Below are 22,650 nucleotides of genomic sequence, written 5' to 3'. Positions count from 1 at the left end.
GGCCTCACTTCCGGCGCTGCAGCAGCTCCCGGTCGGCGTAGCGGCCGACCTTCCAGGTGGCGTAGCCGTCGGCACCCATCCCGACCACTCCGCCGATCACCGGCACCCGGCGACCCACGGTCGTCGCGAGTCGCTTGCCGGCGACGCGCGTGATGATGTCGGTGGCGACCACCGCGGAGATCGCGCCGTCGAGCGTCGGGTCGTGGACAGGCGCGGTGGCGAGCGCCATCGGGGTGGCGGGGAGCTTGCGCTTCCCGACCAGCTCGGCGACCTGCTCCTCCCCGAGTAGCAGGGCGAGGATCGCGTTGCGCACGCGGGGATCGGAGAGGTCGTGCCCGCGCAGGTGCGCGATGCCGGCGACCATCCGGCACTGGATCACGGCCAGGCCGGTGATGTTGGCCGGGATCGCGACGGCCATCGTGACCAGTCCACCGAGGTTGGTCGCGAAGCCCTGGGCGCCGGCGATGCGGACGTTGTTCTCGATGACCTCGTGGATCGCCCGCTCGACGTCGCCGCGCTGCTCCTTGAGCTGCTTGTCGGCGGCGACGGAGGCGGGCGCGAGCGGACCGACGCCCTCGATCGCCCGGTTGAGCGCCTCGCGCACGAAGCCCGCGGTCAGCCCGGGCGCGAGCTCCTGCACCCGCGGGGCCAGCTGCCGGCCGACGCTCTTCATGACACCCATGCCACGATCGTACGCATCGCGCCGCACGCGCTACGGTGCGAAATGTGCCCATCGCCCCCGATCCGACGCCCTGGGCCTTCCCCCACCACTCGACGTGGGACCCCGACGACGACCTGGTCGCGCTGGGCGCCGACCTCGACAGCGGCACGCTGCTGACGGCCTACGGGCTCGGGCTCTTCCCGATGCCGGTGACCCTCGAGGGCGACGAGCAGCTCGGCTGGTTCTCCCCGGTGGAGCGCGGCGTGCTGCCGCTCGACGGGCTGCGCGTCTCCCGCTCGCTGCGGCGCTCGGCCCGCGACTTCGAGATCCGGATCGACACGGCCTTCGACGAGGTGGTGGCCCGGTGCGGCAGCCCCGAGCGTGCCGACGGCTGGATCACGCCGGCATTCACGCGGGCCTACGGACGCCTGCACCGCCTCGGCTGGGCGCACTCCGTGGAGGCCTGGCGCGACGGCGAGCTGGCGGGCGGGCTCTACGGCGTCAGCATCGGCGGGCTCTTCGCGGGCGAGTCGATGTTCCACCGCGACCGCGACGCCTCGAAGGTCGCGCTGCTCGGCCTCGTCGACGTCCTACGCGACTCCGACGCCGAGCACCGGGTGCTCGACGTGCAGTGGCAGACGCCGCACCTCGCGTCGCTGGGCGTCGTACGACGTCCGCGTGCCGAGTACCTCGAGCAGCTCGGGCAGTGCCTCGACCTGCCGCTGCCGCTCGCCTTCCGAGTGGACGACTGAGCGCGGGCCGGAAAGAGTGGGACCCATGAACCTGCGCACCCGACTCGTCCTGACCAGCACCGTCCTCGTCGTCGGCGCCGTCACCTCCGCCTGCGGCGGCGGTGGCAGCGACAGCAGCGGCGCGCCGACCGACGCCAGCAAGGACGAGTTCTGCAGCACCTACTCCGACCTGTTCACCGACCTGATGGGCGACATGACGGAGGTCCCCAGCGACGAGCAGATGGCGACGGCGGTCAAGGACTGGGCGCAGAAGCTCGAGGACGTCGGCACGCCGGAGGACATCTCCGACGACGCCCGCGCCGGGTTCGACTCCCTGGTCGAGCAGGCCAACAGCATCGACGCCGAGGACTTCTCGATCGACAAGCTCGACGAGCTGGCGAAGGGTGGCGAGGGCGCGTCGGAGGCCGTGCAGAAGCAGGCGACGGCGTTCGCCGACTACCTCACCGACACGTGCGGCAACCCGCTCGACGACCTGGAGATGCCGGAGATGCCCTCGGCGACCCCCTGATCGTCGCCGTCCGATTGCGGACAGGACGAGTGTTCGTCGGACGCCCACCCACCGCGGAGGTAGCCTGCCTGCGGGGGTCGTGAGAGGTGAGGGAACCAAATGGCGATCACGCGTGAGGGCAAGATCTGCTCCTTCTGCGCCACGCCCGGTGGACCGGGCACGGACGTGCTGCTGGTCGGTGGGCTCGGCGCGCAGGTGTGCAGCACCTGCGTCGACGACTTCCACGCCACGATCCACGACGAGGAGGCGATGGCGCACACGCGGACCTTCCCGTGGGAGCGGATGAGCGACGCCGAGGTGCTCGCGGTGCTGCCGCAGATCATGGCCTCGGCCGAGCAGAACCAGGCGTTCGCGCGCGAGTGGGTCGACCTGCTGCGCGACCGCAAGGTGTCGTGGGCCGAGATCGGCCGCACGCTCGGCGTCTCCCGCCAGGCGGCCTGGGAGAGGTTCGCCAGGAAAACAGGAGACAACGGCGCCACTGCGTGAGAAGATCGCCGTCCGTCAGGTTAGACTTGACGTGAAGGTGCTGGTCGGTCTGTCACGGGGGTGAGGCCGACCGGCACCTTCTGTCATTCCCACCCGGCGTGGCGGCGCTACTTCAGCAGCTTCGACATCCGCCGGTCGGCGAGCGGCTTGCCGCCGGTCTGGCAGGTCGGGCAGTACTGCAGGCTGGAGTCGGCGAACGACACCTCGCGCACGACGTCGCCGCAGACCGGGCACTTCTGGCCGGTGCGGCCGTGGACGGCGAGGTTGCTCTTCTTCTCGCCCTTGAGCTCGCTGGCGGCGAGCCCGCTCGACCGGGCGACCGCGTCGCCGAGCGTGGTGCGGATGGCGTCGTACAACGTCTGCAGGTCGTCGTCCTCGAGGCTGTTGGCGGGCTTGAACGGCGACATCCTCGCCGCGTGCAGGATCTCGTCGGAGTAGGCGTTGCCGATGCCGGCGATGATCGACTGCATCCGCATCACGCCCTTGATCTGCTTGCGGCCCTCCTTGTCGAGGATCGCGCGCAGCACGTCGATGGTGAAGTCGTCGGACAGCGGGTCGGGGCCGAGCCGGGCGACGCCCTCGACCTCCTGCGGGTCGCGCACGACGTAGATCGCCAGGCCCTTCTTGGTGCCGGCCTCGGTGATGTCGAGCCCCGGCTGGACGTCGAGGTCCGGGTCGTCGATGACGATGCGCGCGGCCAGCGGGTTCTTCGGGTTCGGCCGGGCCGGGAGCGCGGGGACCTCGTCCTTCCACCGGATCCAGCCGGCCCGCGCGAGGTGGATGACCACGTGCACGCCGCTCGCGTCGATGTCGAGGAACTTGCCGTGCCGGGTGACGCTGTCCACGAGCGTGCCGTGCAGCGCGTGCAGCGGCGGGTCGAACGTCTTGAGCGCGCTGAACGCGGTCAGGTCGACGCGGCTGATCGCCCGGCCGACCAGTCGGCCGCGCAGGTCCTGGACGAGGGCTTCGACCTCCGGCAGCTCGGGCACGGAAGAGAGTCTAGGCAGAAGTTTGTGGGCCGGGTCACAATGGGACATGGCCCAGCAGCACGCACCTCGCACCGGCGGGATCTTCCTCGATCCCCGCGGTGAGGACCGCTCGCTGCGCGTGACCTGGCACCAGGAGTCGCAGCTGGTCGTGCTGTCGCTGTGGCGCGACAACGTCTGCGCGGGCACGTTCCGGCTCGCCGCCGACGAGGTTCCCGACCTCATCTCGCTGCTGCGCACGGGCCTCGACGAGGCCTACGACACCGCCCGTGACCGCGTCCGGCGGGTCGAGCGGCCGAGCCGGGCGGGTTAGCCGGGCGGGCTGGCCGGGCGGGCTGGCTCAGGGCACCACGAGGACCGGCACCGGCGAGGCGCGCAGGATCTTCGTCGCGTGCGACCCGAGGAACAGGCGCGACGCGAGCCCGGCCCGCGAGGACCCCACCACGAGCAGGTCGCCGCGCTGCCAGTCGAGGCGGTCCATCGCCGACTGCCAGGTGCGTCCGTCGGCCACCACGGCGCGGACGTCGCCGGGACGCGGCTCCCCGAGCGCCGCCAGCGCCTCCGCCTGGAGCGCCTGGGTCTGCTCGATCCACGCCTCCATGACCATGTCCTCGTCGCGGAGTCCGGTCTCGGGCGGGTACATCGTGCGCCCGCGCACCGCGAAGGTCGCGACCCGCAGCGCCGCGCCCGTGCGCGCGCACACCTCGGCGGTGGCGGTGAGCGTACGCCGCGACTGCTCGTCGCCGCGGAAGGCGCAGGTGGCGCGGGTGACCGTCGACCCCGCGGGTGCGTCGAACCCGCGCGGCGCGATCGCGACGGGCACGGACGCCGAGTGCAGCAGCACGTCGGCGGTCGAGCTGAGGTGCACCTGGCCGTAGCCGCCGGCCTGCCCGGAGCCGACGACGACGGCCCGCGCACCGTGCTTCTCGGCCTGCGAGAGCAGCACGGAGGAGGCCGAGCGGCCCTCCACCCAGGTCGCCCTGGCCTGCACGTCCGGGTCGATCTGCGCCATGAGGGCGGTCGCCTCGGCGACGGCTGCCTCGCCGTGGGCGCGCGCCCACTCGGCGTACTCGCGATCGGTGCCGCCGGCCACCGGCGTCGGCCACCTCGCCGGCGCGGCGGTGACGATGCGGAGGTCGTCGCCGTCGGAGCGCGCGAGGAGCGCGGCGAGCTCGAGGCCCGAGCGGTCGTCCTTGCCGGGCGCGAACCCGACCATCAGGGTCACCGCGCGGCTCCCTCGTGCTCACCGGTCTCGAGGCGGGAGTTGCGGCGGCCCCACAGGAAGTAGAACGCGAGCACGATCGCGAGCCAGACGCCGAAGATCAGCCAGGTGATCGCGGCGAGGCCGGAGAGGACGTAGACGCAGGCGGCGACGGTGAGGACGGGCGTCACGGGGTAGCCCGGCACGCGGAACGGGCGCTCGAGGTCCGGCTGGGTGCGCCGCAGGATCAGGATGCTCAGCGCGACGACGCTGAAGGCGACGAGGGTGCCGATCGAGACGGTGTCCCAGAGGTAGTCGGCGGGCACGAAGCCCGCGATCAGCGAGACGACCACGCCGACGACCACCGTGTTGAAGGTCGGGGTCATCGTGCGGGAGCTGACCGAGGCGAAGCGGTCGGGCAGCATCCGGTCGCGGCCCATCGCGAAGAGGATGCGGGTCTGGCCGTAGAGCGTCACCAGGGTGACGGAGAAGATCGAGATCACCGCGCCCGCGGCGACGATCGTGCCGGGGACCGACGAGCCGGTGATGTTCTCCAGGATCACCGACAGGCCGGCGCTCTGCTGCTCGTCGCTGGAGAACTCGGCGAGCGGCTGCGAGCCGACGCCGGCGAAGGCGACGAGCAGGTAGACGCCGACGACGATGACCAGCGCGCCCATGATCGCGCGCGGCAGGGCGCGCTGCGGGTCCTTCACCTCCTCCCCGGCCGTCGACACCGCATCGAGCCCGATGAAGGAGAAGAAGATCGTGCCGGCGGCCGCGCTGATGCCGGCCGAGCCCGAGGCGAAGAAGTCGTCGAAGCGGTCGGCCCGGAACGCGGTGAGCGCGACGACCACGAAGAGCAGGAGCACGCCGAGCTTGATCAGCACCATGATCGTGTTGACCTTCGCCGACTCGCTCGCGCCGCGGATCAGCAGGATCGTGCAGAGGAAGACCAGCACGACGGCGGGCAGGTTGATGAAGCCGGTGACGTTGTCCTCGTAGGGGACGGGGGAGTACGACAGCGCGTCGGGCAGCTGGAACCCGAAGAGGCTGTTCAGCAGCTCGTTGAAGTAGCCGCTCCACCCGACCGCGACCGCCGACGCCGCGACGCCGTACTCCAGGAGCACGCAGGCGGCGATCACCATCGCCATCAGCTCGCCCATGGCGTGGTAGGTGAAAGAGTACGTCGACCCGCTGACCGGGATGGAGCTGGCGAGCTCGGCGTAGCAGAGCGCCGAGAGGCCGGCCGCGATCCCCGCGACGAGGAAGGAGATCATCACCGCAGGACCCGCGTCGGGCACGGCCTCCTGCAGCACGAAGAAGATGCCGGTGCCCACGGTCGCGCCGACGCCGAACATCATCAGCGAGAACGTGCCGAGCGTCCGGGCGAGCTCGGGTCCGTCGTGCTCGGTCCGTGGTCGGGCGAAGGGCTTCTTGCGCAGGAGCTGCTCGCTCAGACCGGCCATGGACGGATCCCTCCCCGAGAACGTCGCTTGCTCGGGAATCTAGACCTGCCGGGGCATTTCGTCACCGCCCGTCTCAGGGCCGGCGCCCGCCCGGGAGCACCGCCTACTTCTTCGCGCGCCACTCCCGCTCGAACGGCAGCCGCCACGCGTGGGGGGCGATGAGCTGGTGGATGGCGTTGGGCCCCCAGGTGCCGGGGGCGTACGGCTTCACCGGCGGCGGGTCCGCGAGCAGCTGGGCCGAGCGGTCCCAGAGCGACTCGATGCCCTCGGCCGTGGTGAAGAGCGTGTGGTCGCCGCGCATCGCGTCGAGGATGAGCCGCTCGTAGGCCTCGAGCACGTCGCCGGCCGTCTCGGTCTCGCCCGTGGAGAACTGCATCGACAGCTTCTGCAGCCGCATGCCGGGACCGGGCCGCTTGCCGTAGAACGACAGCGACACCTTCGACTCGTCGGCGAGGTCGAAGGTGAGGTGGTCGGGCCCGGACTGGCCGACGCCGGAGTTGGCCGGGAACATCGAGCGCGGCGCCTCCTTGAAGGCGATCGAGATGATCCGCTTGCCCTCGGCCATCTCCTTGCCGGTGCGCAGGTAGAACGGCACCCCGGCCCACCGCCAGTTGTCGAGGCGGCACTCCATCGCGATGAAGGTCTCGGTGTCGGAGTCGGGAGCGACGCCGGGGAGGCTGGTGTAGCCGGTGAACTGCCCGCGCACGACGGTGCTCGGCCGGATCGGCAGCAGCGAGCGGAAGACCTTGTTCTTCTCCTCCGAGATCGCGCGCGGCTCGAGCGCGGTCGGCGGCTCCATCGCCACGAACGCCATCACCTGGAACAGGTGGGTGACGACCATGTCCTTGTAGGCGCCGGTGGACTCGTAGAAGTTGGCGCGCTGGTCGAGGCCCAGCGTCTCGGGGATGTCGATCTGGATGTGGTCGATGAAGTTGCGGTTCCAGATCGGCTCGAAGAGGCCGTTGGCGAAGCGGAACGCCAGGATGTTCTGCGCGGCCTCCTTGCCGAGGAAGTGGTCGATGCGGAAGACCTGCGACTCCTTGAAGGTCTCGTGCACCCGGTTGTTGAGCGCGATCGCGGAGTCCAGGTCGGTGCCGAAGGGCTTCTCCATCACGATCCGAGAGCGCGCTACCAGGTCGGCCTCCCGGAGCATGTCGATCACCGGGAGCGCGGCCTTGGGCGGCACGGAGAGGTAGTGGAGCCGGCGTGCGTCGCCACCGAGCGCCTGCTCCGCGCGCGCGACCGCGGCGGCGAGGGCCTCGGGTCCTGCGGACTGCGCGACGTAGGTGAGGTTGTCGTCGAACAGGTCCCACTGCTCGGCGGTCAGCTGCTTGTGCCCGAACTGCTCGACGGCGGTCCGGGCGAAGCCGCGGAACTCCTCGTCGCTCATGTCCTCCAGCGACGTCCCGACGATGCGGATGTCGGGCGCGAGGTCGGACAGGACGAGGTGCGCCATGCCAGGCAGCAGCTTGCGGCGGGCCAGGTCGCCGCACGCGCCGAAGAGCACGATCACGTGGGGGTCGAGGTGCTCCTGCGCGTAGCGCGACGAGGGCCTGGACTCGGCGGGGTAGGAGATGGACTGGGCGGGGTACGGCTCCAGCTGCTCGGTCACGGACTTGATCGTTCCACTCTTTCGGCGACTCGCCGAGTATCGCGGTCTCTAAGGAACCGGCTAGAGAATCCGATAGCGTCCGATCGTGGACCCGATCCGGAACCCGTACGCCCCCGGCGCCGGCCAGCGCCCGCCCGAGCTCGCCGGCCGCGACGAGCAGCTCTCCGCCTTCGACGTCGTGCTCGAGCGCGTCGCCAAGGGCCGCCCCGAGCGCAGCCTCGTGCTGACCGGGCTGCGCGGCGTCGGCAAGACCGTCCTGCTCAACGCGCTGCGCGGCACGGCCGTGCGCAAGGGGTGGGGGACCGGCAAGCTCGAGGCCCGCCCCGGGCAGGGTCTGCGCCGGCCGCTGAGCAGCGCGCTGCACCAGGCCGTGCGCGAGCTCGGTCGCTCGGAGGACGAGGAGTCGGTCGACCACGTGCTGGGCGTGATCAAGTCGTTCGCCCACCGCGACGCCGGCGCCCAGGCGAAGCTCAAGGACCGGTGGAGCCCGGGCATCGACGCGCCCGCCGTGCGCGGCCGGGCCGACTCCGGCGACATCGAGATCGACCTCGTCGAGCTCTTCACCGACCTCGGCGGTCTCGCGGCCGACGTCGGCAAGGGCCTCGGGATCTTCATCGACGAGATGCAGGACCTCGGCCCCGACGACGTCTCCGCGCTCTGCGCCGCGTGCCACGAGCTCAGCCAGTCGGGGCTGCCCGTCATCGTCGTCGGTGCCGGGCTGCCGCACCTGCCGGCCGTGCTCAGCGCGAGCAAGTCCTACAGCGAGCGGCTCTTCCGCTACCAGCGCATCGACCGGCTCGCCCGCGAGGCCGCCGACCGCGCGCTCGAGGCGCCCGCCGCCTCCGAGGACGCCGCCTTCGACGAGGCCGCCCTCGCCGCGATGCACGACGCCACCGGCGGCTACCCCTACTTCATCCAGGCCTACGGCAAGGCCGTCTGGGACCTCGCGCCCCGCTCGCAGATCACGGCCGCCGACGTCGCGGTCGCCGCCCCCGAGGCCGAGTCGGAGCTGGCCGTCGGGTTCTTCGGCTCGCGCTACGAGCGCGCGACGCCGGGGGAGCGCGACTACCTCATGGCGATGGCCGACGTCGCCGTCGCCCTCGGTGACCCGGACTCGGTGCCCTCGGCCGACGTCGCCGCCGCGCTCGGGAAGAAGCCGCAGTCCCTCTCACCCGCCCGCGACTCCCTGCTCAAGAAGGGCCTCGTCTACTCCGGCGAGCGCGGCCGGATCGCCTTCACCGTCCCCCACTTCGGGAGGTACCTCCGCGAGCGCGGGTGACGCTGGTCGTCGGCGGGGGTTCGTCCGCAGCGCGCGCCCGCGAAGTCGAGTGGGGGTGTCGCCGATCGTCGGCGGGGGTTACCGTCCGCGGCGCGCGGGCCCCCGCTGGTTGAGCAGGGCGCCCTGGCGCCCGTGTCGAAACCCCCGGGCCGTGGGTCCGGCCACCCGTGACCATGGATCACGGTGCTTGTCTGGCGCCTCCGCTTCGCTTCGGCGCGTGTCCGCGGCGCTGGAACCCCCGCTGGTCCGGGTTCAGGCGACGGGCGGCGGCACCCGGAACTCGCGCGGGAGCTCCTCGAGGAGCCGGAGCCAGAGCTCGGCGGCGGTGGGGTACGACGCCACGGCGTGGCGCAGCACGTGGACCGGGACCCCGCCGGTGATGGCCACCGTGGCGGCGTGCACGAGCTCCCCGGCCTCGGGACCGACGAACGTGGCGCCGAGCAGCAGGCGGGAGCCGCGGTCGACGACGAGCTGGGCGTCGCCGACCACGTGGTCGCGGAGCAGTCCGGTGCCGGCGGCGGACGACGTGGGCACGCGGGTGGTCACCACGTCGTGGCCGGCGTCGCGGGCCTCGGCCTCCGTCATGCCGACCGAGGCGACCTCGGGGTCGCTGAAGACGACCTGCGGCACGGGTGCCTCGCGGTCCGGCTCCCAGGCGACCTCGCCCGCGGCGGCCGCCGCGATCCGGGCGCCCACGACCCGGGCCTGGTGCTTGCCCCAGTGGGTGAGCGGCGGACCGCCGCTCGCGTCGCCCACGGCGTGCAGCCACTCGGGCAGCCGGCCGGCCTTGACGTCGTCGGGCGACAGCCCGACCGAGTCGAGGCCGATGTCGTCGAGCCGCGGCACGCGGCCGATGGACAGCAGGATCTCGTCGGCCTCGATCTCACCCGTCGACGTCGTCAGCGTGACCGCCCCGCCGTGGACCTTGCCGATCCCGGTCGCCTCGGGCGACTCCCGGCGGACGTGGGTGACGTCCACGCCGAGTCGCACGTCGATCCCGCGGTCGCGGAGGCCGGCCAGCACGGCCTCACCGGCGAACGGCTCCGTGCGGCCGAGCAGGCGCCGGTCGCGCACGACGAGCGTCACGGCCGAGCCGAGCGCATGCATCCAGATCGCGGCCTCGCACGCGACGACCCCGCCCCCCACGACGACGAGTCGGTCGGGCACCTCGACCACACCGGTCGCGTCGCGGGAGTCCCACGGGAGGGCGTCGGCGTACATCTCCGGGACGCGTGCCTCGCTGCCTGTGGCGATCACCACGGCCTGCCGGGCCTGCACGAGCGTGTCGCCGACCCGCACGGTCCGCTCGCCCGCGATCCGCCCGTCCCCCCGGACGACGGCCAGGCCGGCACCCTCGGCCCATGACTCCTGCCCGGCGTCGGAGTAGTCCGACACCCAGTAGTCGCGCCGCTCGAGCAGGGCCTTCGGCGCGACGTGGGCCGTCGACACGCCGTGCAGGTCGGCGGTCGTGTCGGCGACCGCGATCGGCCGGAGCAGCGCCTTGCTCGGCATGCACGCCCAATAGCTGCACTCGCCGCCGAGCAGCTCGCGCTCGACGATCGCCGCCGTCATCCCCGTGCCCTCGACGGCGTACTGCGCGGCGTTCTCGCCCGCCGGACCGCCGCCGATCACCACGACGTCGTACTCCACTGTCTCCATGCCCGTGACCCTAGCCCCGCGTCGATTGGGACTCGCTTGCCCGTTCAACTACAGTGGTCCACGAGGGGAGTACCCCGCCCAACATCCGTCGGTCAGTACGGTGCCTCGACAGGCACCCCGGCGGAGGCCGCTCTCGGAAGCGGTGGGGGAGACCTCAGGAAGTTCCACCTGCCGATTCCTGAGGAGACCCATGTCGTCCATCGCGTCCCCCACCCTGTGGTTCATCACCATCGCCGTGGTGCTCGCCCTGCTCGTCGTCGACTTCGTCGCCACCCGGCGGCCCCACGAGGTGTCGATGAAGGAGGCCCTGGCCTGGTCGGCGTTCTACGTCGCCCTGCCGCTCACCTTCGGCCTCTACGTCTGGAACGCCCACGGCGGTGACCGCGGGCTGGAGTACTACACCGGCTACCTCGTCGAGAAGACGCTGAGCGTCGACAACCTGTTCGTCTTCATGCTGCTGCTCGCAGCCTTCGCCGTGCCCGAGGTGCTCAAGCAGCGGGTGCTGCTCTACGGCATCATCGGCGCGCTGGTCCTGCGCGGCATCTTCATCGCCCTCGGTGCGGCCGCGCTGTCGCGCTTCGACTGGGTCTTCCTGATCTTCGGCGGCGTGCTGCTGCTCACCGGCATCAAGCTCCTGCGTGACGCGATCCGCGGCCAGGAGCACGAGGTCGACGTGGCCGAGATGCGCATCGTGAAGCTGCTGCGCCGCTTCATGCCGGTCAGCGACGAGTACGACGGCGCCAAGATCACCGTGGTCAAGAAGGGCGTGCGGATGCTGACGCCCTTCGCGCTCGTCACGGCTGCCGTCTTCGCCACCGACATCGTCTTCGCCGTCGACTCGGTGCCCGCGGTCTACGGCATCACGGGCGATCCGTACCTCGTCTTCGTGACCAACGCCTTCGCCCTGCTCGGCCTCCGCGCGCTCTACTTCGTGCTCGAGGGAGCGCTCAGCGCGCTGGTCCACCTCAGCTACGGCCTGGCCGCGATCCTCGGCTTCATCGGGTTCAAGCTCGTGCTCCACTGGGCGCACCTGGTGTGGCCGTCGGTCCCTGACGTGCCGACCCTCGCCTCGCTGTTCGTGATCGTCGGCATCCTCGCCGTCACCGTCACCACGAGCCTCATCGCCAGCCGCCGCCAGAAGGCGCGCGAGCCGGAGGCCGTGGGCTGACCCGGCTGCGGCCCGGCCTCAGCACCAGCGGCGTACGCCGTTGGGGCTGAGGTCGAGGTCGCGGTAGACGACGGCCAGCAGGTCGCCGTAGTCCCGGCAGGTCTTCGCAAAGTCCCGGGCGCGGTACTCGACGACGAGGACCTGGTCGCCGAAGTGGTCGACGTAGTCGCCGCACTCGTCGTAGCGCCCACACTCCTCGGAGACCGCGAAGTCGAAGCCGAGCGTCGTGCCGTCGAGGGTCGCCCAGTTCTTCTGGCCGACCGCGAGTCCCGCGTCGTGCGCGGTGGCGGTGAGCAGCCGGGCGAACGCCTTCGCCTGCTTCGCCTTGATCAACCCGCGGCTGCGCGAGTAGGAGTCGAGGTTGTCGTACTCGACGGCGTCGAAGCCGTCGCGTGCACAACCGGCGGTCCAGCGGCCGACCACCGAGGCGAGCGCCTTCCGCTTGGCCGCCGTGCGGACGTCGAGGAGCCACTCGCCCCACGCCTCGTCCTCGACCAGCCGGCCCCGGCCGTCCTGGAGCAGGAGGTCGCGGTGCTTGCGCCAGTAGCGCTTGGCGTCCGGCTGCGTCTGGAAGCCGTTGACGTAGCAGATGTTGTAGGCCCCGGGGGCCGGCTCGGCGGTGCGGTCGCGCACGACGATCCCGACGTTGTCCGGGACGTAGGCCGGCCCGCCGAGCTGGTAGTCGACGTCGGTGCCGGTCGGGAGCGGCTGCGTCTCGGCCGCGTGGACCGGCGCCGAGAGGCCGACCAGCAGCAGGAGGGTGACGAGCAGGGTGCGCATGTTCGCCAGCGTAGGCGGCTACTCCGTGGCGAGCATGGTCGCGCCGAGGCCGATCATCATCGTGCCGCCGCCGGCGCTGAGGGCGTCCAGCCGCTGGGGGCGACGGGCGAACCAGGTCCGCGCGGCACCGGCGACCATCGCCCACGTCGTGTCGGAGACGATCGCCATCGCACTGAAGACCGCACCGAGCACGAGCGTCTGGACGAGGACCGGGCCGGCGGGGTCGGTGAACTGCGGCAGGAAGGCGACGAAGAAGACCATCGTCCTCGGGTTCGTGGCGCCGACGGTCAGCCCGATGCGCACCGGGTGCCCACGTCGTACGGGCATCGCGTCGGCCATCGCCAGCCGGGCGTCGGCGCGGTGGCGGATCGCCTGGATCCCGAGCCAGACGACGTAGGCGGCGCCGGCCACCTTGACCACGGTGTAGGCCGCGGCGCTGGCCGCGACCACCGCGCCGAGGCCGATCGCCACGAGGACGACCTGCACCATCACGCCGAGGCCGTTGCCGAGCACCGACAGCAGCGCCTCACGACGCCCGACGGTCAGCGCGCGGCCGATGGTGAAGAGCAGGCTCGGGCCCGGCACCTGGACGAAGAGGAACGAGGCGACGAGGAACGCGAGCCACTGGCTGGACGACGGCATGGCCCCAGTGTGGGACCACACCGCCGTCGCTGTCAGCCGGGTTCGTGGGTCGGCTCAGCAGCCGCCGCAGGAGTAGTAGGTGATGTCCCAGTGGCTGCCCTCGCGGGCGTAGACGTTGCCGGAAGGAGCCGTGTAGAGGGTGGCGCCGTCACCGCGCACGCCGGAGTAGGCATAGGTGCTGGTGATGAAGCTCGAGACGCAGTCGGTCGGGCGGATGTCGACCTTGTAGCCGTTGGCGTGGCTGTAGGTGCCGCCGGCGTGACCGGTCTCGGTGCCGCCGGTGATCGTGATCGCGCAGCCGCTGGCGCCCTTGAACGTGATGATCCCGCTGACCGACTCCTGGTTGATCTGCTCGTAGGACGTGCAGGTGCTGACGTTGCGGTCGGTGCAGCCGCCGGTCGAGACCCGGCTGATGCCCGCCGCGGAGAGCTGGCTCGCGGCCTGCGCGTCGGTCAGCTTGGTGACCGCCTGCGAGGGGCTCGAGAGGCCGATGATCGCGACGAACGAGGCGATGACGGCGAGGACGATCCTGCTGGTGGTGCGGTGCATGAAGGCGTGCCTTCCTGTCGTGGCGAGACCCCCGATGGGCTCGCCGCTCCCTCCACCACACCGGATCGACGCGGTAGGGTCAACTCCGAGGGCGCCGTCCAGCGCCCAGCCCACGCGTCGGCCCCAGTCCGCAGCGAGGTGGCGAAGGGGAGCAGATCCTCGGGCAGCTCACTCAACGGATTCGTCGATGCCCGCTGCAGCGGCGTACTGGGGACGCAGCGCAGTCGAAGGTGATGACGATGACCAGGGACAGTGACTTCAAGCGCGTCGTGCGGGGCCGCATGGCCGAGACCGGCGAGGGCTACACCGCCGCACGCGCGGCGCTCGAGCGAGAGGCGTACGACGCCGCGCGGACCGAGCAGGAGCGGCTGGTCGCCCGGCTGTTCAGCGGCGGGCGGATCGAACGCGTGCCGGCGAAGCGCAAGGTCCGCGCGGCGGTGCTCCTCGAGGTGGTGAGCCGGTTCGAGCCGGGCCGGGACTACTCCGAGAAGGAGGTCAACGAGGTGCTGCTCGGCGTGCACGAGGACTTCGCCTACCTCCGCCGCGAGCTCGTGAACTACCACTACCTCGAGCGCGCGGACGGTCGCTACCGCACGGCCCCGCACGCTCCCACGCGCTCGCCGCTCGAGCGCCAGGAGATCCCGGCGTGGGAGGCGCACTGGCTGGAGGGCTTCCTGAGCGGACGCTGACGGGGCAGGCTGGAGGCATGACAGCCACGACTCCCGAAGGCATCGACCCCGAGGTCGCCCCGTCCGGCCCCGGCTGCGTGGAGTGCGACGCGGCCGGCGGCTGGTGGGTGCACCTGCGTCGCTGCGCCCAGTGCGGCCACGTCGGGTGCTGCGACAGCAGCCCCGCGCAGCACGCGACGAAGCACTTCGCGGCGACCGGCCACCCGGTCATGCAGAGCTACGAGCCCGGCGAGGACTGGTTCTGGGACTTCGCCCGAGAGGTCGGGGTGCAGGGGCCGCGACTCAGCGACCCGCAGAGCCACCCCGCCGACCAGCCGGTCCCCGGCCCCGCGGGCCGGGTGCCTGCGGACTGGCAGGACCACGTCCACTGATCGGGTCCCCCACCCCGCCCAGCAGGCGGCGTGCGGACAGCGTGACTGCACCCATGGAATCCCCATTCCCCTGTCGGCACCCGCGGCATGACCCCCACGCACGAGCTCGGATGCTCTCAACGCAGATGAGGTTAACCACGACTCCGTCGTCGGCGGAAGCAAAAAGCGTGGAATCCGTCGATCCTGTCCCAAAGTAGGAGCCGATCCTCGCTCGTGGTCTGGACCAGCGGCGCACCCGGCGGACCTCCCCCGCGGGGGTCGACCCGCGTGCCATGCTTCGTCGCATGCGTCGTACGCCGCGCCTCCGCCGCAGTCGTGAGCGGCAGGCCGAGGCCCGCACCCGCCCGCAGGTCGTCGCGCACCGCGGCAGCAGCCACGACACCGCCGAGCACACGCTCGAGGCCTACGTGAAGGCGCTCGAGGAGGGTGCCGAGGCGCTCGAGTGCGACGTCCGGCTGACCGCCGACGGCCACCTCGTGTGCGTCCACGACCGCGACCTGAGGCGTACGACGTCCACGATGGGGCTCGTGTCGACGATGAGCCTGGCCGAGCTCGACGAGCTCGACTTCGCGTCGTGGAAGAACCCGTGGTCCGACCTCGACGACGAGGCCCCGGCGCGGGACCCGATTCACGGCAAGGTGCTGACCCTGCGCAAGCTCCTCGAGACCGTCGCCGACTACGACCGGCACGTCGAGCTCGCGATCGAGACCAAGCACCCGACGAGGTACGGCGGCCTGGTGGAGCGGCGCCTGGTCGAGGCGCTGGACGAGTTCGGCTGGGCCGGTGCCGGCTCGCCCGCGCGGATCATGAGCTTCTCGGTCAACGCGATGAGCCGCGTGCGCCGGCTCGCGCCCGACCTCGACATCGTGATGCTCGTCGACAGGGCGCACCACTGGCCCGTCCTGCGCCCGATCGTCGACGACGACTGGATCATCGGGCCCGGCGTCGAGGAGCTGCGCGACCACCCCGGCCTGGGCCGGCACCTGGTCAGGGCCGGCCGCGAGATCCACGTGTGGACCGTGAACACCGCCGACGACCTCCAGCTCTGCCTCGACGTCGGGGTCACCGCGGTCATCACCGACCGGCCGAAGTTCATCCTCGAGCTGCTCGACTCCTAGCGGCGATCGCGGAAGTCCGGTCGCGGGGCCTGCCCGACTAGGGTTCGCGCCATGGCCAAGAAGTCGCGCAGCACGCAGACGTCCGCTTCCCGCACCGAGGGTGAGGTCGGACCCCGCCAGCCCTGCCCCTGTGGTTCGGGCAAGCGCTACAAGGCCTGCCACGGTGCGGCCGGCGGCGCCGCGCCGACGTTCGTGGCACGCCCCTTCGAGGGGATGCCCGACGAGTGCGACGTGATCGCCCTGCGCGAGCTGGTCCCGGCCGCGACCGCGCCCCTGACCCTCGCGGCCGGCGGCCCGGCCGTGCGCCTCGCCACCCTGCTCCCGGGCGCGGCTCCCGCGATGGTCCGCGACTCCGGCGACATCTGGCTCGGCCTGCAGGTCCAGCACTCCTACGGCAACCCCGCGCGCGACCTCGGCGCCGTCCTCGAGGCCGCGCTCGCGACCGAGGAGCCCGGCATCGTCGGCCTGATGAGCGCCCCCGGCGACGGCCCGAGCATCCAGGACCTGATCTCCGACACGTCCCTCGACATCACCGTCCACGACGGCTTCGAGTACTGGATCGACGACATCCCCGAGCGCGACGCGTCGATGGAGGCAGCGCTGGAGCAGGCCAACGGCGGCGTGATGCCGACCAGCCGGCTCACCTCCGTCGAGGCGGCGTACTGGACCAACGTGGGCACCAAGGAGCACCTGCGCTGGGTCATGCCGCACCCCGAGGACCAGCTCCTCGACGCGCTCGCCCGCCTGCACGCCGCCGGCCAGGACTCGGTGGCCGACGGGTCGCGCTTCGTGGGCATGTTCCGGGCCCACGGGCTGCTCGCCCCGGTGTGGGACCTGCCGCTCGGGACGGGGGCCGAGGTGCTCGAGGGACCGGCCGCGACCTTCGCCTCCGACCTCGCCGAAGCCCTGCAGGGAGGGGACCTCTCGGCTGCCGAGCGGTCGGCCCGTGCGGGACTCGCCAACCGTCAGGTGACGATCCGGTAAGGACGCTCCTACGGGTTCGCCACGTGTCGAACACAACCGGACCAATGGTTGTGCGCGCGCTCACGAGCGGAGTAGATTCGCTCTCGCCCGGTCGTTGTCGTTTCCCCCGTCGACAACGACCGGGCACTCACATTTCACGCGCCCGCACCCGCCAGGCCTCCAGGTTCCTGAAGCCCTTGGCCGAGATCCGGCGCAGCCGTCGCCAGCGCCACCGCGCCTCGGGATCCTCCTCCGGCGCGTCCTCGTGCGCCTCGTCGCCGGCCGCGGTCAGCGCCGCGTGCACGCCCGCGTCGACCAGCACGGAGCCCGGGCGCGCGGCCGAGGTCAACCGGGAGGCGGCGTTGACGGTGGAGCCGAACACGTCACCGAGGCGGCGTACGACCGCGCCGTGGGCGATGCCGGCCCGCACCGCCGGGAAGGGGTCGTCCTCGTCGTCCCCGCGCGTGGTCAGTGCCAGCGCGATCTCCACCGCGGCGGCGGGGTCGGCGACGGTGAAGAGCACCTCGTCGCCGATGGTCTTGATGACCTGACCGCCGTGGTCGACGACCAGGGTCGTGGTGTCCTGCTCGAACCCGTCGACCCAGGCGACGAGCTCGGCGCCGTCGAGGCGGCGGCTCTGCGCGGTGTAGCCCACGATGTCGATGAAGCACACCGACAGCTCCGACTCCGCGCTGGTGAGCGCCGTCGAGTCCTCCAGCAGGTGCTGGGCGGCGCTGGCGAGGTGCCGGCGCCAGACGTAGGTCTGGAGCGCCTCGACCCGGGGGAGCACGTCGGACGCGAGCTCGGTGAGGTGCGCCGCCGGGTCTCCGGCCTCCGCTGCCAGCCCGGCCAGCAGGGAGGCCTGCCACTCGGCGAGGCGGGCGTAGCTGCGACCCCAGGTGCGCACCAGGGCCGCCTGCTGGTCAGGCGGCAGGATGCCCATCTGGACCAGGTCGGAGGCCAGCCGCAGCGCCTCCACGTCGCTCGCCGCGAACGCCCGGTCGTCGTCGCTGTGGTGCGGGAAGCCGAGCTGGTGCCAGAGCGTCGTGGCGACCTCGATCGGCACGCCCGCGCGCTCGGCGACCTCGTGCTGGGTCAGGCCGGGTGCCTCGCCGAGGAGGAAGGCCCCCATCGCTTCGGCGACCTCGGCGGGGACGTCCAGCGGGGGCGGCGCCTCCTCCGCGCTCATGGCTCAGCCGCCGTTGACGCGTCCGGCCGCCGCCTCGCGCAGGGCGGCGCCGAAGGCGGGGACCTCGTCGGCGAGCTGTTCGAGCCGCTCGCTGGTGAAGTGGACGACGCGCAGCGGGGTCAGCGCGACGACGGTGGCCGAGCGGAGCGTCCTGTTGACGATCGCGGCCTCGCCGACGACGGAGCCCGCGCCGAGGGTGGCGATCTCGACGCCGCCCCTGCGCACCGACACCTCGCCCTCGGTGATGAGGTACGCCTTGTCGGCCGGTGTGCTCTCGGCGATCGGCGACCAGCCCTGCGGCAGGGTCAGGGTCCGGCCGGCCGCGATCACGCGCTCGGCGTCGGCCGGGCTCAGGGCATCCAGGATGGAGTCGGTCATGCCTGCTCAACGAGTCAGCGCAGGCGACGTGACGGGCCTTCGGTCAACAGTTGTGCACTGAGGTGTGGATCACCCGGCGTGGAGCGGCTCACGGGCGATCGGGCAGCTCATGCAGCGCGGGCCGCCGCGGCCGGAGCCGAGCTCCGAGCCGGCGATCCGGACGACCTCGATGCCGGCGTCCTCGAGCCGGTCGTTGGTCTCGTCGTTGCGCTCGTAGGCGACCGCCACCCGCGGTGCGAGGGCCAGGGTGTTGTTGCCGTCGTCCCACTGCTCGCGCTCGGCGGTGACCGGGTCGAGCCCGGTGTCGATCTGGTGCAGCGTGTCGATCTGCATCGCCTTGGCCGCAGCGACCAGGAACGGCTCCGACTCGCCGACCTCGAGCTCGAGCTCGGCCTCGTCGTCGCCCTGGCCGGACATCGTCACCGTCACCGCGCGGAGGGTGTCGGCGATGTTGGGATACATCACCACCTTGTCGACGTCGACCATCGTGCAGACGGTGTCGAGGTGCATCGTGGCGCGCTCCTGCGCGATCGGGACGGCCAGCACGGTGTGGGCGAGGCCCGCGTGGAAGACCTGGCGCGCGAGCCGCTCCACCCCGGCGGGCGTCGTACGCTCCCCGACGCCGACCGCGATCACGCCCGGCGCGAGCAGCAGGACGTCGCCGCCCTCCACGTGCTCGTTGTGCCAGCCGTGGATCTTGCGGGTGCCGGCGAAGCGCGGGTGCTCGGTGTAGATGAGCTCGGTCAGCTGCGTCTCGCGCTTGCGCGCGGGCATCGCGAGGCTGGTGACGGCGACGCGGTCGCGCACCCAGACGCTGGAGTCGCGCGTGAAGAGCAGGTTGGGCAGCGGGTCGATGAGGAAGTCGTGGGGGTCGAGCAGGCTGGTGACCAGGCCGTGGCCGCCCTTGACCTCGTCGTTGCGGATGCCGGCGGTCAGCACGCCGGTCAGCTCGGCGGGGGAGAGGTCCTTGAGCGCGGTCGCGAGGTAGCGGCGCATCGTGTCGCCGAGGTGCAGTCCCGACAGCGCGCTGGTGATCGCGTGGTTGCGCGCGAGCTCGCTGTCGAGCGTCTCGGTGAGCAGCTCGGTGAGGTAGAGCACCTCGACGCCGCGGTGGCGCAGCGTCTCGGCGAACGCGTCGTGCTCCTCCTGCGCCCGGCTCACCCACGGGATGCCGTCGAAGAGCAGGCGGTCGTTGTTGCGGGGCGTGAGCCGCTTCAGCTCGTTGCCGGGACGGTGGAGCATGACGGTCGCCAGCCGGCCGACCTCGCTGTCCGCGCCGTGAGAAGTCTGTGCCATGGCGCGACTCTAGTGCGTCCGGGTGTCGGTGCACGTGCGGCGGATGTGGCCCTCGGATCGACGATGGCGGGGCCACAACCGCCGCAGCTGGTCACGCCGCGTCGGCGTGGCCCGGGAAGTGGGCGCGCCAGGCGTCGTCCAGGCGGAGCGGTACGCCGTCCAGCCCGCGCGCGAGCAGCACGCGGTGGATCCGCCTGAGGGTCTCGTGGGGCTTCGCGTAGACCCCCGCGCTGATGACCGGGAGCAACCGCCACTCGTCGTCGTCGATCGCACCGCGCCGCTCGAGGTCCGACTCCCAGGCCTCGGTCGTGACGACGTGGACCTTGCCGTTGTACTCGACCGCGACCCTGACCGCGGGGTAGGACAGGTCGTACTTGCGGATCATCTGGCCGACCTCGTCGCGCACCTCGAGGTTGACCGCCGGCTCCGGCAGCCCGGCCAGCACGATCAGCATGCGCAGGCGCGACTCCATCGGCGAGTCGACTCCGGCGCGGACGTAGGCGGCCGCCTGACGCGCTGCTCGCGCAGCCGGGTGTGCGACATCGGCGCACCAGGCGACGAGCGCGGCCGCTGTCACCAGGTTGCGCCGCACCATGGCGTCGCCGAGCACCACGAGGTCCACCAGTCCGACCAGCGAGGCCATCTCGACGAAGAGCATGCGCGGCTCGGAGACGCGGATGCCGTTGACCACGCGCGTGGTCACCTTCCCGCCGACGTGGACCTTGACGCCGGCGTGGCGGCGACGCTGTCCGGCGCGCGGCACGCTCACGTGCTCCAGCGCGATCGTGGGGATGGGGAGGTCGTAGACCCGGGCAGCCGAGGCGTGGGTTGCCCAGGCGACGTCGTCGTACGGCAGCAGGGCTGCGGCTGCCCGCGTCGCCGGGGTGACGACCTTCGCCGCGGCGACGTACGTCCCGGGCAGCACGAGCTTGTACGCCGGCCCGCGAAGCTGCTTCGCGGTGATCCCGGCGCTCAGCGCGCTCTGGCGCCGGAACGGACGGAGTGGATCGAAGTCCATCGGGTGATGGTGGACCGCGACCCCACCTCTCCGCTGGCGCGATCCACAGGCCCTCGCGCAGGTGCGGCGGATGTGGCCCTCAGAACAGAGACTCGAGGGCCAGAACCGCCGCACGTGCGTACGGCGTCAGAGCTGGGTCGCGCGCCACTCGTCGCGGAGGAGGGCGTACTCGTAGGAGCTGGTCCACTCGCCCTTGGACCAGAAGTCGCCGACCTTGTCGACCTCGCGGCGCATCCCGAGGCGTTCGCAGAGGGCGGCGGAGCGGTCGTTGCGGGTGTCGAGGTTGGCCACGATCCGGCGGAGGCCGTAGTGCTCGAAGCCGAGGCGGAGGACCGCCCGCGCGGCCTCGGTGGCGTACCCGCGACCACCCTGGTCGGGCAGGACCGTCCAGCCGATCTCGCCCTCGCTGAGGCCGGTGCCCTGCAGGTGCAGCATCGAGTCGCCGACGACCGTGCCGTCGTGGGTGACGACCACGAGGCCGACGAACATCCCGTCGCCGGGCTGCATCCGGCGGCGGACCATGTCGACGACCTCGGCGCGGTTCTGCGGGCGGGTCAGCAGCAGGCTGGTCCACTCCTCCGACGCCCACGCCCCGACGAACGCCTCGGCGTCGCCCTCCTCGAAGGGACGGAGCACCAGCCGCTCGGTCGTCAGCGGCCACACGGGCGCGATCGGGGTGAGGAACTCCGCGCGCGGGCGGTCGACCCAGGTCTCGCGCAGCGTGGGCTGGTCGAAGCGGAGCCGGTCGTAGGCCGTCATCGGCAGCAGCAGGGAGTCGAGCCCGGTCACCGCGATCACGCCGTCGATCGCCTCGCCGAGCATCCCGCGCCCGACGCCGTCGTGGGGGTCGTGGTGCAGCAGGTCGACCGCGGCGGCGGCCTCGGCGACGCGCTCGAGCATCTGCTTGATCCGGACGGGCGTCACCTCGCGGAGGGCGACGTACTGCCCGTTGAGGTAGTGCACCCACTTCTGCTCGCCGGTCTCGGCGTCGCCCTCCCAGAAGGCGACGAACCAGTCGTGCAGCCGGTCCGGCCCGCCGGCGATCGCCGCAAGCTCCGCGTGCGCGGCGGGCACCATCGGCGTCCCGTCGGAGAGGACGTACGACGGCAGCGGCAGGAGGCCGGCCAGCATGGCGTCGAGCGCCTCGGGCGTGGCGGCGACGAAGTGCCTGCGGACGTAGGCGTCGTCCTCGGGGGTCATCGGGTGGTCGCCGTTGACCGCGACGTAGCGATCGTGGACGGCCATCTCGGCCGGGGTCCTCAGCGCGTCATCTCCCACACGGTCAAGCCTGCCATCAGCACGCAGACCGTGGCACCCACGTAGTGGAGCACCGAGAGCTGCACGTGCTGGAGCAGCACCCGGCCGACGATGACGGCGAGGCCGGAGACGGCGAGGAGCGCTCCCCACGAGCCGAGGAAGACCGACACCGGGTCGTCGTACTTCGCGACGAGGGAGATCGTCAGCAGCTGCGACAGGTCGCCCCACTCGGCCGCGAAGAGCACGAGGAACGAGGTGACGACGACGCGGAAGCCCTGCGCGGTGGAGCGGGCGGCGTACTCCTCCTCCTGCTCGGACTCGTCGTCGTCGGACGAGCGTGCCTCACGGAAGAGGATGATCGCGCCGATCACGAACATCAGCGCCGCCACGGCGTGGATGAGGTTCGCGGGGAGGAACGACGCGGCCTTGCCCACGCCGACCGCGACCCCGGTCTGGACGAGGAACGCCAGCGCGACGCCGATCCAGACGAGGAGCGGTCGCATCCTCGTCGACATCACCAGCGTGGCGATGAACGTCTTGTCGGGCAGCTCGACGACGAAGATGGCGCCGAAGGCCAGCGCCACCACCAGGGGATCGATCACCGGCTGAGCATGCCACCTGC

At 71.9% G+C, this 22,650-nt stretch carries 25 protein-coding genes; 10 read left to right on the top strand and 15 right to left on the bottom strand.

The genetic code is table 11. The features are described 5' to 3' along the window. Nucleotides 1–4: 4 nt before the first annotated feature. Entirely contained in the window at nt 5–682 is a 678-nt protein-coding gene (locus BLV76_RS06925; protein WP_090968466.1) for an EcsC family protein, read from the bottom strand. A 44-nt stretch (nt 683–726) separates the two neighbouring features. On the opposite strand from BLV76_RS06925, the gene aat reads away from it, so the two are divergent. The 3 genes from aat to BLV76_RS06910 all read left to right on the top strand — a co-directional run bounded on the left by aat (nt 727) and on the right by BLV76_RS06910 (nt 2,407). Continuing rightward, a complete protein-coding gene (aat, locus tag BLV76_RS06920) occupies nt 727–1,413 on the top strand; it encodes a leucyl/phenylalanyl-tRNA--protein transferase (protein ID WP_342711457.1) in 687 nt (228 codons plus the stop codon). A gap of 25 nt (nt 1,414–1,438) precedes the next feature. After that, entirely contained in the window at nt 1,439–1,921 is a 483-nt protein-coding gene (locus BLV76_RS06915; protein WP_090968464.1) for a hypothetical protein, read from the top strand. A 99-nt stretch (nt 1,922–2,020) separates the two neighbouring features. After that, nucleotides 2,021–2,407: a hypothetical protein gene (locus BLV76_RS06910; RefSeq protein ID WP_090968463.1), complete on the top strand. Its 387-nt coding sequence runs from the start codon at nt 2,021–2,023 to the stop codon at nt 2,405–2,407. A 107-nt stretch (nt 2,408–2,514) separates the two neighbouring features. Here the strand turns inward: BLV76_RS06910 and BLV76_RS06905 are convergent, their stop codons facing one another. Beyond that, nucleotides 2,515–3,396, bottom strand: coding sequence for an Fpg/Nei family DNA glycosylase (locus BLV76_RS06905; protein WP_090968462.1), 882 nt, complete (start codon nt 3,394–3,396; stop codon nt 2,515–2,517). A gap of 46 nt (nt 3,397–3,442) precedes the next feature. On the opposite strand from BLV76_RS06905, the gene BLV76_RS06900 reads away from it, so the two are divergent. Next, nucleotides 3,443–3,706 (top strand): hypothetical protein, encoded by a 264-nt coding sequence (locus tag BLV76_RS06900; protein WP_090968461.1) that lies wholly within the window; start codon nt 3,443–3,445, stop codon nt 3,704–3,706. 27 nt (nt 3,707–3,733) lie between these two features. On the opposite strand, the gene BLV76_RS06895 is transcribed toward BLV76_RS06900, so the two are convergent. The 3 genes from BLV76_RS06895 to zwf all read right to left on the bottom strand — a co-directional run bounded on the left by BLV76_RS06895 (nt 3,734) and on the right by zwf (nt 7,672). Then, the gene (locus BLV76_RS06895) at nt 3,734–4,609 is read right to left on the bottom strand and encodes a universal stress protein (RefSeq protein ID WP_245734876.1); all 876 of its coding nucleotides are present in this window, start codon (nt 4,607–4,609) and stop codon (nt 3,734–3,736) included. A gap of 5 nt (nt 4,610–4,614) precedes the next feature. After that, nucleotides 4,615–6,060: an APC family permease gene (locus tag BLV76_RS06890; RefSeq protein ID WP_090968459.1), complete on the bottom strand. Its 1,446-nt coding sequence runs from the start codon at nt 6,058–6,060 to the stop codon at nt 4,615–4,617. Nucleotides 6,061–6,163: 103 nt separating this feature from the next. Next, on the bottom strand, nt 6,164–7,672 hold the full coding sequence (gene zwf, locus BLV76_RS06885; RefSeq protein ID WP_425433729.1) for a glucose-6-phosphate dehydrogenase: 1,509 nt from the start codon (nt 7,670–7,672) through the stop codon (nt 6,164–6,166). Between the two features lie 85 nt (nt 7,673–7,757). On the opposite strand from zwf, the gene BLV76_RS06880 reads away from it, so the two are divergent. Then, on the top strand, nt 7,758–8,951 hold the full coding sequence (locus tag BLV76_RS06880) for an ATP-binding protein (protein ID WP_090968458.1): 1,194 nt from the start codon (nt 7,758–7,760) through the stop codon (nt 8,949–8,951). Nucleotides 8,952–9,203: 252 nt separating this feature from the next. Here the strand turns inward: BLV76_RS06880 and BLV76_RS06875 are convergent, their stop codons facing one another. After that, the gene (locus BLV76_RS06875; protein WP_090968457.1) at nt 9,204–10,610 is read right to left on the bottom strand and encodes a dihydrolipoyl dehydrogenase family protein; all 1,407 of its coding nucleotides are present in this window, start codon (nt 10,608–10,610) and stop codon (nt 9,204–9,206) included. 190 nt (nt 10,611–10,800) lie between these two features. Between BLV76_RS06875 and BLV76_RS06870 the strand changes: the two genes are divergently transcribed. Beyond that, nucleotides 10,801–11,778: a TerC family protein gene (locus tag BLV76_RS06870; RefSeq protein WP_090968456.1), complete on the top strand. Its 978-nt coding sequence runs from the start codon at nt 10,801–10,803 to the stop codon at nt 11,776–11,778. Nucleotides 11,779–11,796: 18 nt separating this feature from the next. Here BLV76_RS06870 and BLV76_RS06865 read toward each other — a convergent pair whose 3' ends face one another. Genes BLV76_RS06865 through BLV76_RS06855 form a run of 3 tightly spaced genes read right to left on the bottom strand, consistent with a single transcriptional unit; the run spans nt 11,797 to nt 13,749 of the window. Next, nucleotides 11,797–12,558, bottom strand: coding sequence for an endo alpha-1,4 polygalactosaminidase (locus BLV76_RS06865; protein WP_090968455.1), 762 nt, complete (start codon nt 12,556–12,558; stop codon nt 11,797–11,799). A gap of 18 nt (nt 12,559–12,576) precedes the next feature. Further along, on the bottom strand, nt 12,577–13,200 hold the full coding sequence (locus tag BLV76_RS06860; RefSeq protein WP_090968454.1) for a LysE family translocator: 624 nt from the start codon (nt 13,198–13,200) through the stop codon (nt 12,577–12,579). 54 nt (nt 13,201–13,254) lie between these two features. Then, the gene (locus BLV76_RS06855; protein ID WP_090968453.1) at nt 13,255–13,749 is read right to left on the bottom strand and encodes a hypothetical protein; all 495 of its coding nucleotides are present in this window, start codon (nt 13,747–13,749) and stop codon (nt 13,255–13,257) included. A 239-nt stretch (nt 13,750–13,988) separates the two neighbouring features. On the opposite strand from BLV76_RS06855, the gene BLV76_RS06850 reads away from it, so the two are divergent. The 4 genes from BLV76_RS06850 to BLV76_RS06835 all read left to right on the top strand — a co-directional run bounded on the left by BLV76_RS06850 (nt 13,989) and on the right by BLV76_RS06835 (nt 16,911). Beyond that, complete coding sequence (locus BLV76_RS06850; RefSeq protein WP_090972435.1) at nt 13,989–14,438, top strand: DUF2087 domain-containing protein; 450 nt, start codon at nt 13,989–13,991, stop codon at nt 14,436–14,438. A gap of 17 nt (nt 14,439–14,455) precedes the next feature. Beyond that, nucleotides 14,456–14,809, top strand: a complete 354-nt coding sequence (locus BLV76_RS06845; protein WP_090968452.1) for a UBP-type zinc finger domain-containing protein — start codon at nt 14,456–14,458, stop codon at nt 14,807–14,809. 272 nt (nt 14,810–15,081) lie between these two features. After that, nucleotides 15,082–15,927, top strand: coding sequence for a glycerophosphodiester phosphodiesterase family protein (locus BLV76_RS06840; RefSeq protein ID WP_245734577.1), 846 nt, complete (start codon nt 15,082–15,084; stop codon nt 15,925–15,927). A 51-nt stretch (nt 15,928–15,978) separates the two neighbouring features. Further along, entirely contained in the window at nt 15,979–16,911 is a 933-nt protein-coding gene (locus tag BLV76_RS06835) for a DUF5926 family protein (RefSeq protein WP_090968450.1), read from the top strand. 127 nt (nt 16,912–17,038) lie between these two features. Here BLV76_RS06835 and BLV76_RS06830 read toward each other — a convergent pair whose 3' ends face one another. From BLV76_RS06830 to BLV76_RS06805, 6 genes are all read right to left on the bottom strand, one after another. Then, on the bottom strand, nt 17,039–18,079 hold the full coding sequence (locus tag BLV76_RS06830) for an adenylate/guanylate cyclase domain-containing protein (protein WP_245734576.1): 1,041 nt from the start codon (nt 18,077–18,079) through the stop codon (nt 17,039–17,041). A 3-nt stretch (nt 18,080–18,082) separates the two neighbouring features. Further along, nucleotides 18,083–18,457 carry a cyclic nucleotide-binding domain-containing protein gene (locus BLV76_RS06825; protein WP_090968449.1) on the bottom strand — a complete coding sequence of 125 codons (375 nt, stop codon included), beginning with the start codon at nt 18,455–18,457 and terminating at the stop codon, nt 18,083–18,085. A 69-nt stretch (nt 18,458–18,526) separates the two neighbouring features. Next, nucleotides 18,527–19,753: an arginine deiminase gene (locus BLV76_RS06820; RefSeq protein ID WP_090968448.1), complete on the bottom strand. Its 1,227-nt coding sequence runs from the start codon at nt 19,751–19,753 to the stop codon at nt 18,527–18,529. 91 nt (nt 19,754–19,844) lie between these two features. Beyond that, nucleotides 19,845–20,771: a hypothetical protein gene (locus BLV76_RS06815; protein WP_090968447.1), complete on the bottom strand. Its 927-nt coding sequence runs from the start codon at nt 20,769–20,771 to the stop codon at nt 19,845–19,847. Between the two features lie 126 nt (nt 20,772–20,897). Beyond that, a complete protein-coding gene (locus BLV76_RS22040; RefSeq protein WP_139306504.1) occupies nt 20,898–22,049 on the bottom strand; it encodes a GNAT family N-acetyltransferase in 1,152 nt (383 codons plus the stop codon). Beyond that, on the bottom strand, nt 22,031–22,630 hold the full coding sequence (locus tag BLV76_RS06805; RefSeq protein ID WP_245734575.1) for a TMEM165/GDT1 family protein: 600 nt from the start codon (nt 22,628–22,630) through the stop codon (nt 22,031–22,033). Before BLV76_RS06805 ends, BLV76_RS22040 begins: the two co-directional genes overlap by 19 nt. Between the last annotated feature and the right edge of the window lie 20 nt (nt 22,631–22,650).

The organism is Nocardioides exalbidus (assembly GCF_900105585.1).
Lineage (GTDB): Bacteria > Actinomycetota > Actinomycetes > Propionibacteriales > Nocardioidaceae > Nocardioides > Nocardioides exalbidus.
Note: the sequence above shows the minus strand (reverse complement) of the source record. Positions and strands in the feature narration are given on the sequence as shown.

Excerpts from the sequence above, each read along its gene's own strand:
- BLV76_RS06910 (WP_090968463.1), top strand. The coding sequence starts at position 2,021 with ATGGCGATCACGCGTGAGGGCAAGATCTGCTCCTTCTGCGCCACGCCC.
- BLV76_RS06840 (WP_245734577.1), top strand. The coding sequence starts at position 15,082 with ATGCTTCGTCGCATGCGTCGTACGCCGCGCCTCCGCCGCAGTCGTGAG.
- BLV76_RS06915 (WP_090968464.1), top strand. The coding sequence starts at position 1,439 with ATGAACCTGCGCACCCGACTCGTCCTGACCAGCACCGTCCTCGTCGTC.
- BLV76_RS06850 (WP_090972435.1), top strand. The coding sequence starts at position 13,989 with ATGACCAGGGACAGTGACTTCAAGCGCGTCGTGCGGGGCCGCATGGCC.
- BLV76_RS06845 (WP_090968452.1), top strand. The coding sequence starts at position 14,456 with ATGACAGCCACGACTCCCGAAGGCATCGACCCCGAGGTCGCCCCGTCC.
- BLV76_RS06820 (WP_090968448.1), bottom strand. The coding sequence starts at position 19,753 with ATGGCACAGACTTCTCACGGCGCGGACAGCGAGGTCGGCCGGCTGGCG.
- BLV76_RS06870 (WP_090968456.1), top strand. The coding sequence starts at position 10,801 with ATGTCGTCCATCGCGTCCCCCACCCTGTGGTTCATCACCATCGCCGTG.
- BLV76_RS06835 (WP_090968450.1), top strand. The coding sequence starts at position 15,979 with ATGGCCAAGAAGTCGCGCAGCACGCAGACGTCCGCTTCCCGCACCGAG.
- BLV76_RS06875 (WP_090968457.1), bottom strand. The coding sequence starts at position 10,610 with ATGGAGACAGTGGAGTACGACGTCGTGGTGATCGGCGGCGGTCCGGCG.
- BLV76_RS06925 (WP_090968466.1), bottom strand. The coding sequence starts at position 682 with ATGGGTGTCATGAAGAGCGTCGGCCGGCAGCTGGCCCCGCGGGTGCAG.
- BLV76_RS06815 (WP_090968447.1), bottom strand. The coding sequence starts at position 20,771 with ATGGACTTCGATCCACTCCGTCCGTTCCGGCGCCAGAGCGCGCTGAGC.
- BLV76_RS06830 (WP_245734576.1), bottom strand. The coding sequence starts at position 18,079 with ATGAGCGCGGAGGAGGCGCCGCCCCCGCTGGACGTCCCCGCCGAGGTC.
- BLV76_RS06855 (WP_090968453.1), bottom strand. The coding sequence starts at position 13,749 with ATGCACCGCACCACCAGCAGGATCGTCCTCGCCGTCATCGCCTCGTTC.
- BLV76_RS06825 (WP_090968449.1), bottom strand. The coding sequence starts at position 18,457 with ATGACCGACTCCATCCTGGATGCCCTGAGCCCGGCCGACGCCGAGCGC.
- BLV76_RS06900 (WP_090968461.1), top strand. The coding sequence starts at position 3,443 with ATGGCCCAGCAGCACGCACCTCGCACCGGCGGGATCTTCCTCGATCCC.
- BLV76_RS06865 (WP_090968455.1), bottom strand. The coding sequence starts at position 12,558 with ATGCGCACCCTGCTCGTCACCCTCCTGCTGCTGGTCGGCCTCTCGGCG.
- BLV76_RS06890 (WP_090968459.1), bottom strand. The coding sequence starts at position 6,060 with ATGGCCGGTCTGAGCGAGCAGCTCCTGCGCAAGAAGCCCTTCGCCCGA.
- BLV76_RS06895 (WP_245734876.1), bottom strand. The coding sequence starts at position 4,609 with ATGGTCGGGTTCGCGCCCGGCAAGGACGACCGCTCGGGCCTCGAGCTC.
- BLV76_RS06860 (WP_090968454.1), bottom strand. The coding sequence starts at position 13,200 with ATGCCGTCGTCCAGCCAGTGGCTCGCGTTCCTCGTCGCCTCGTTCCTC.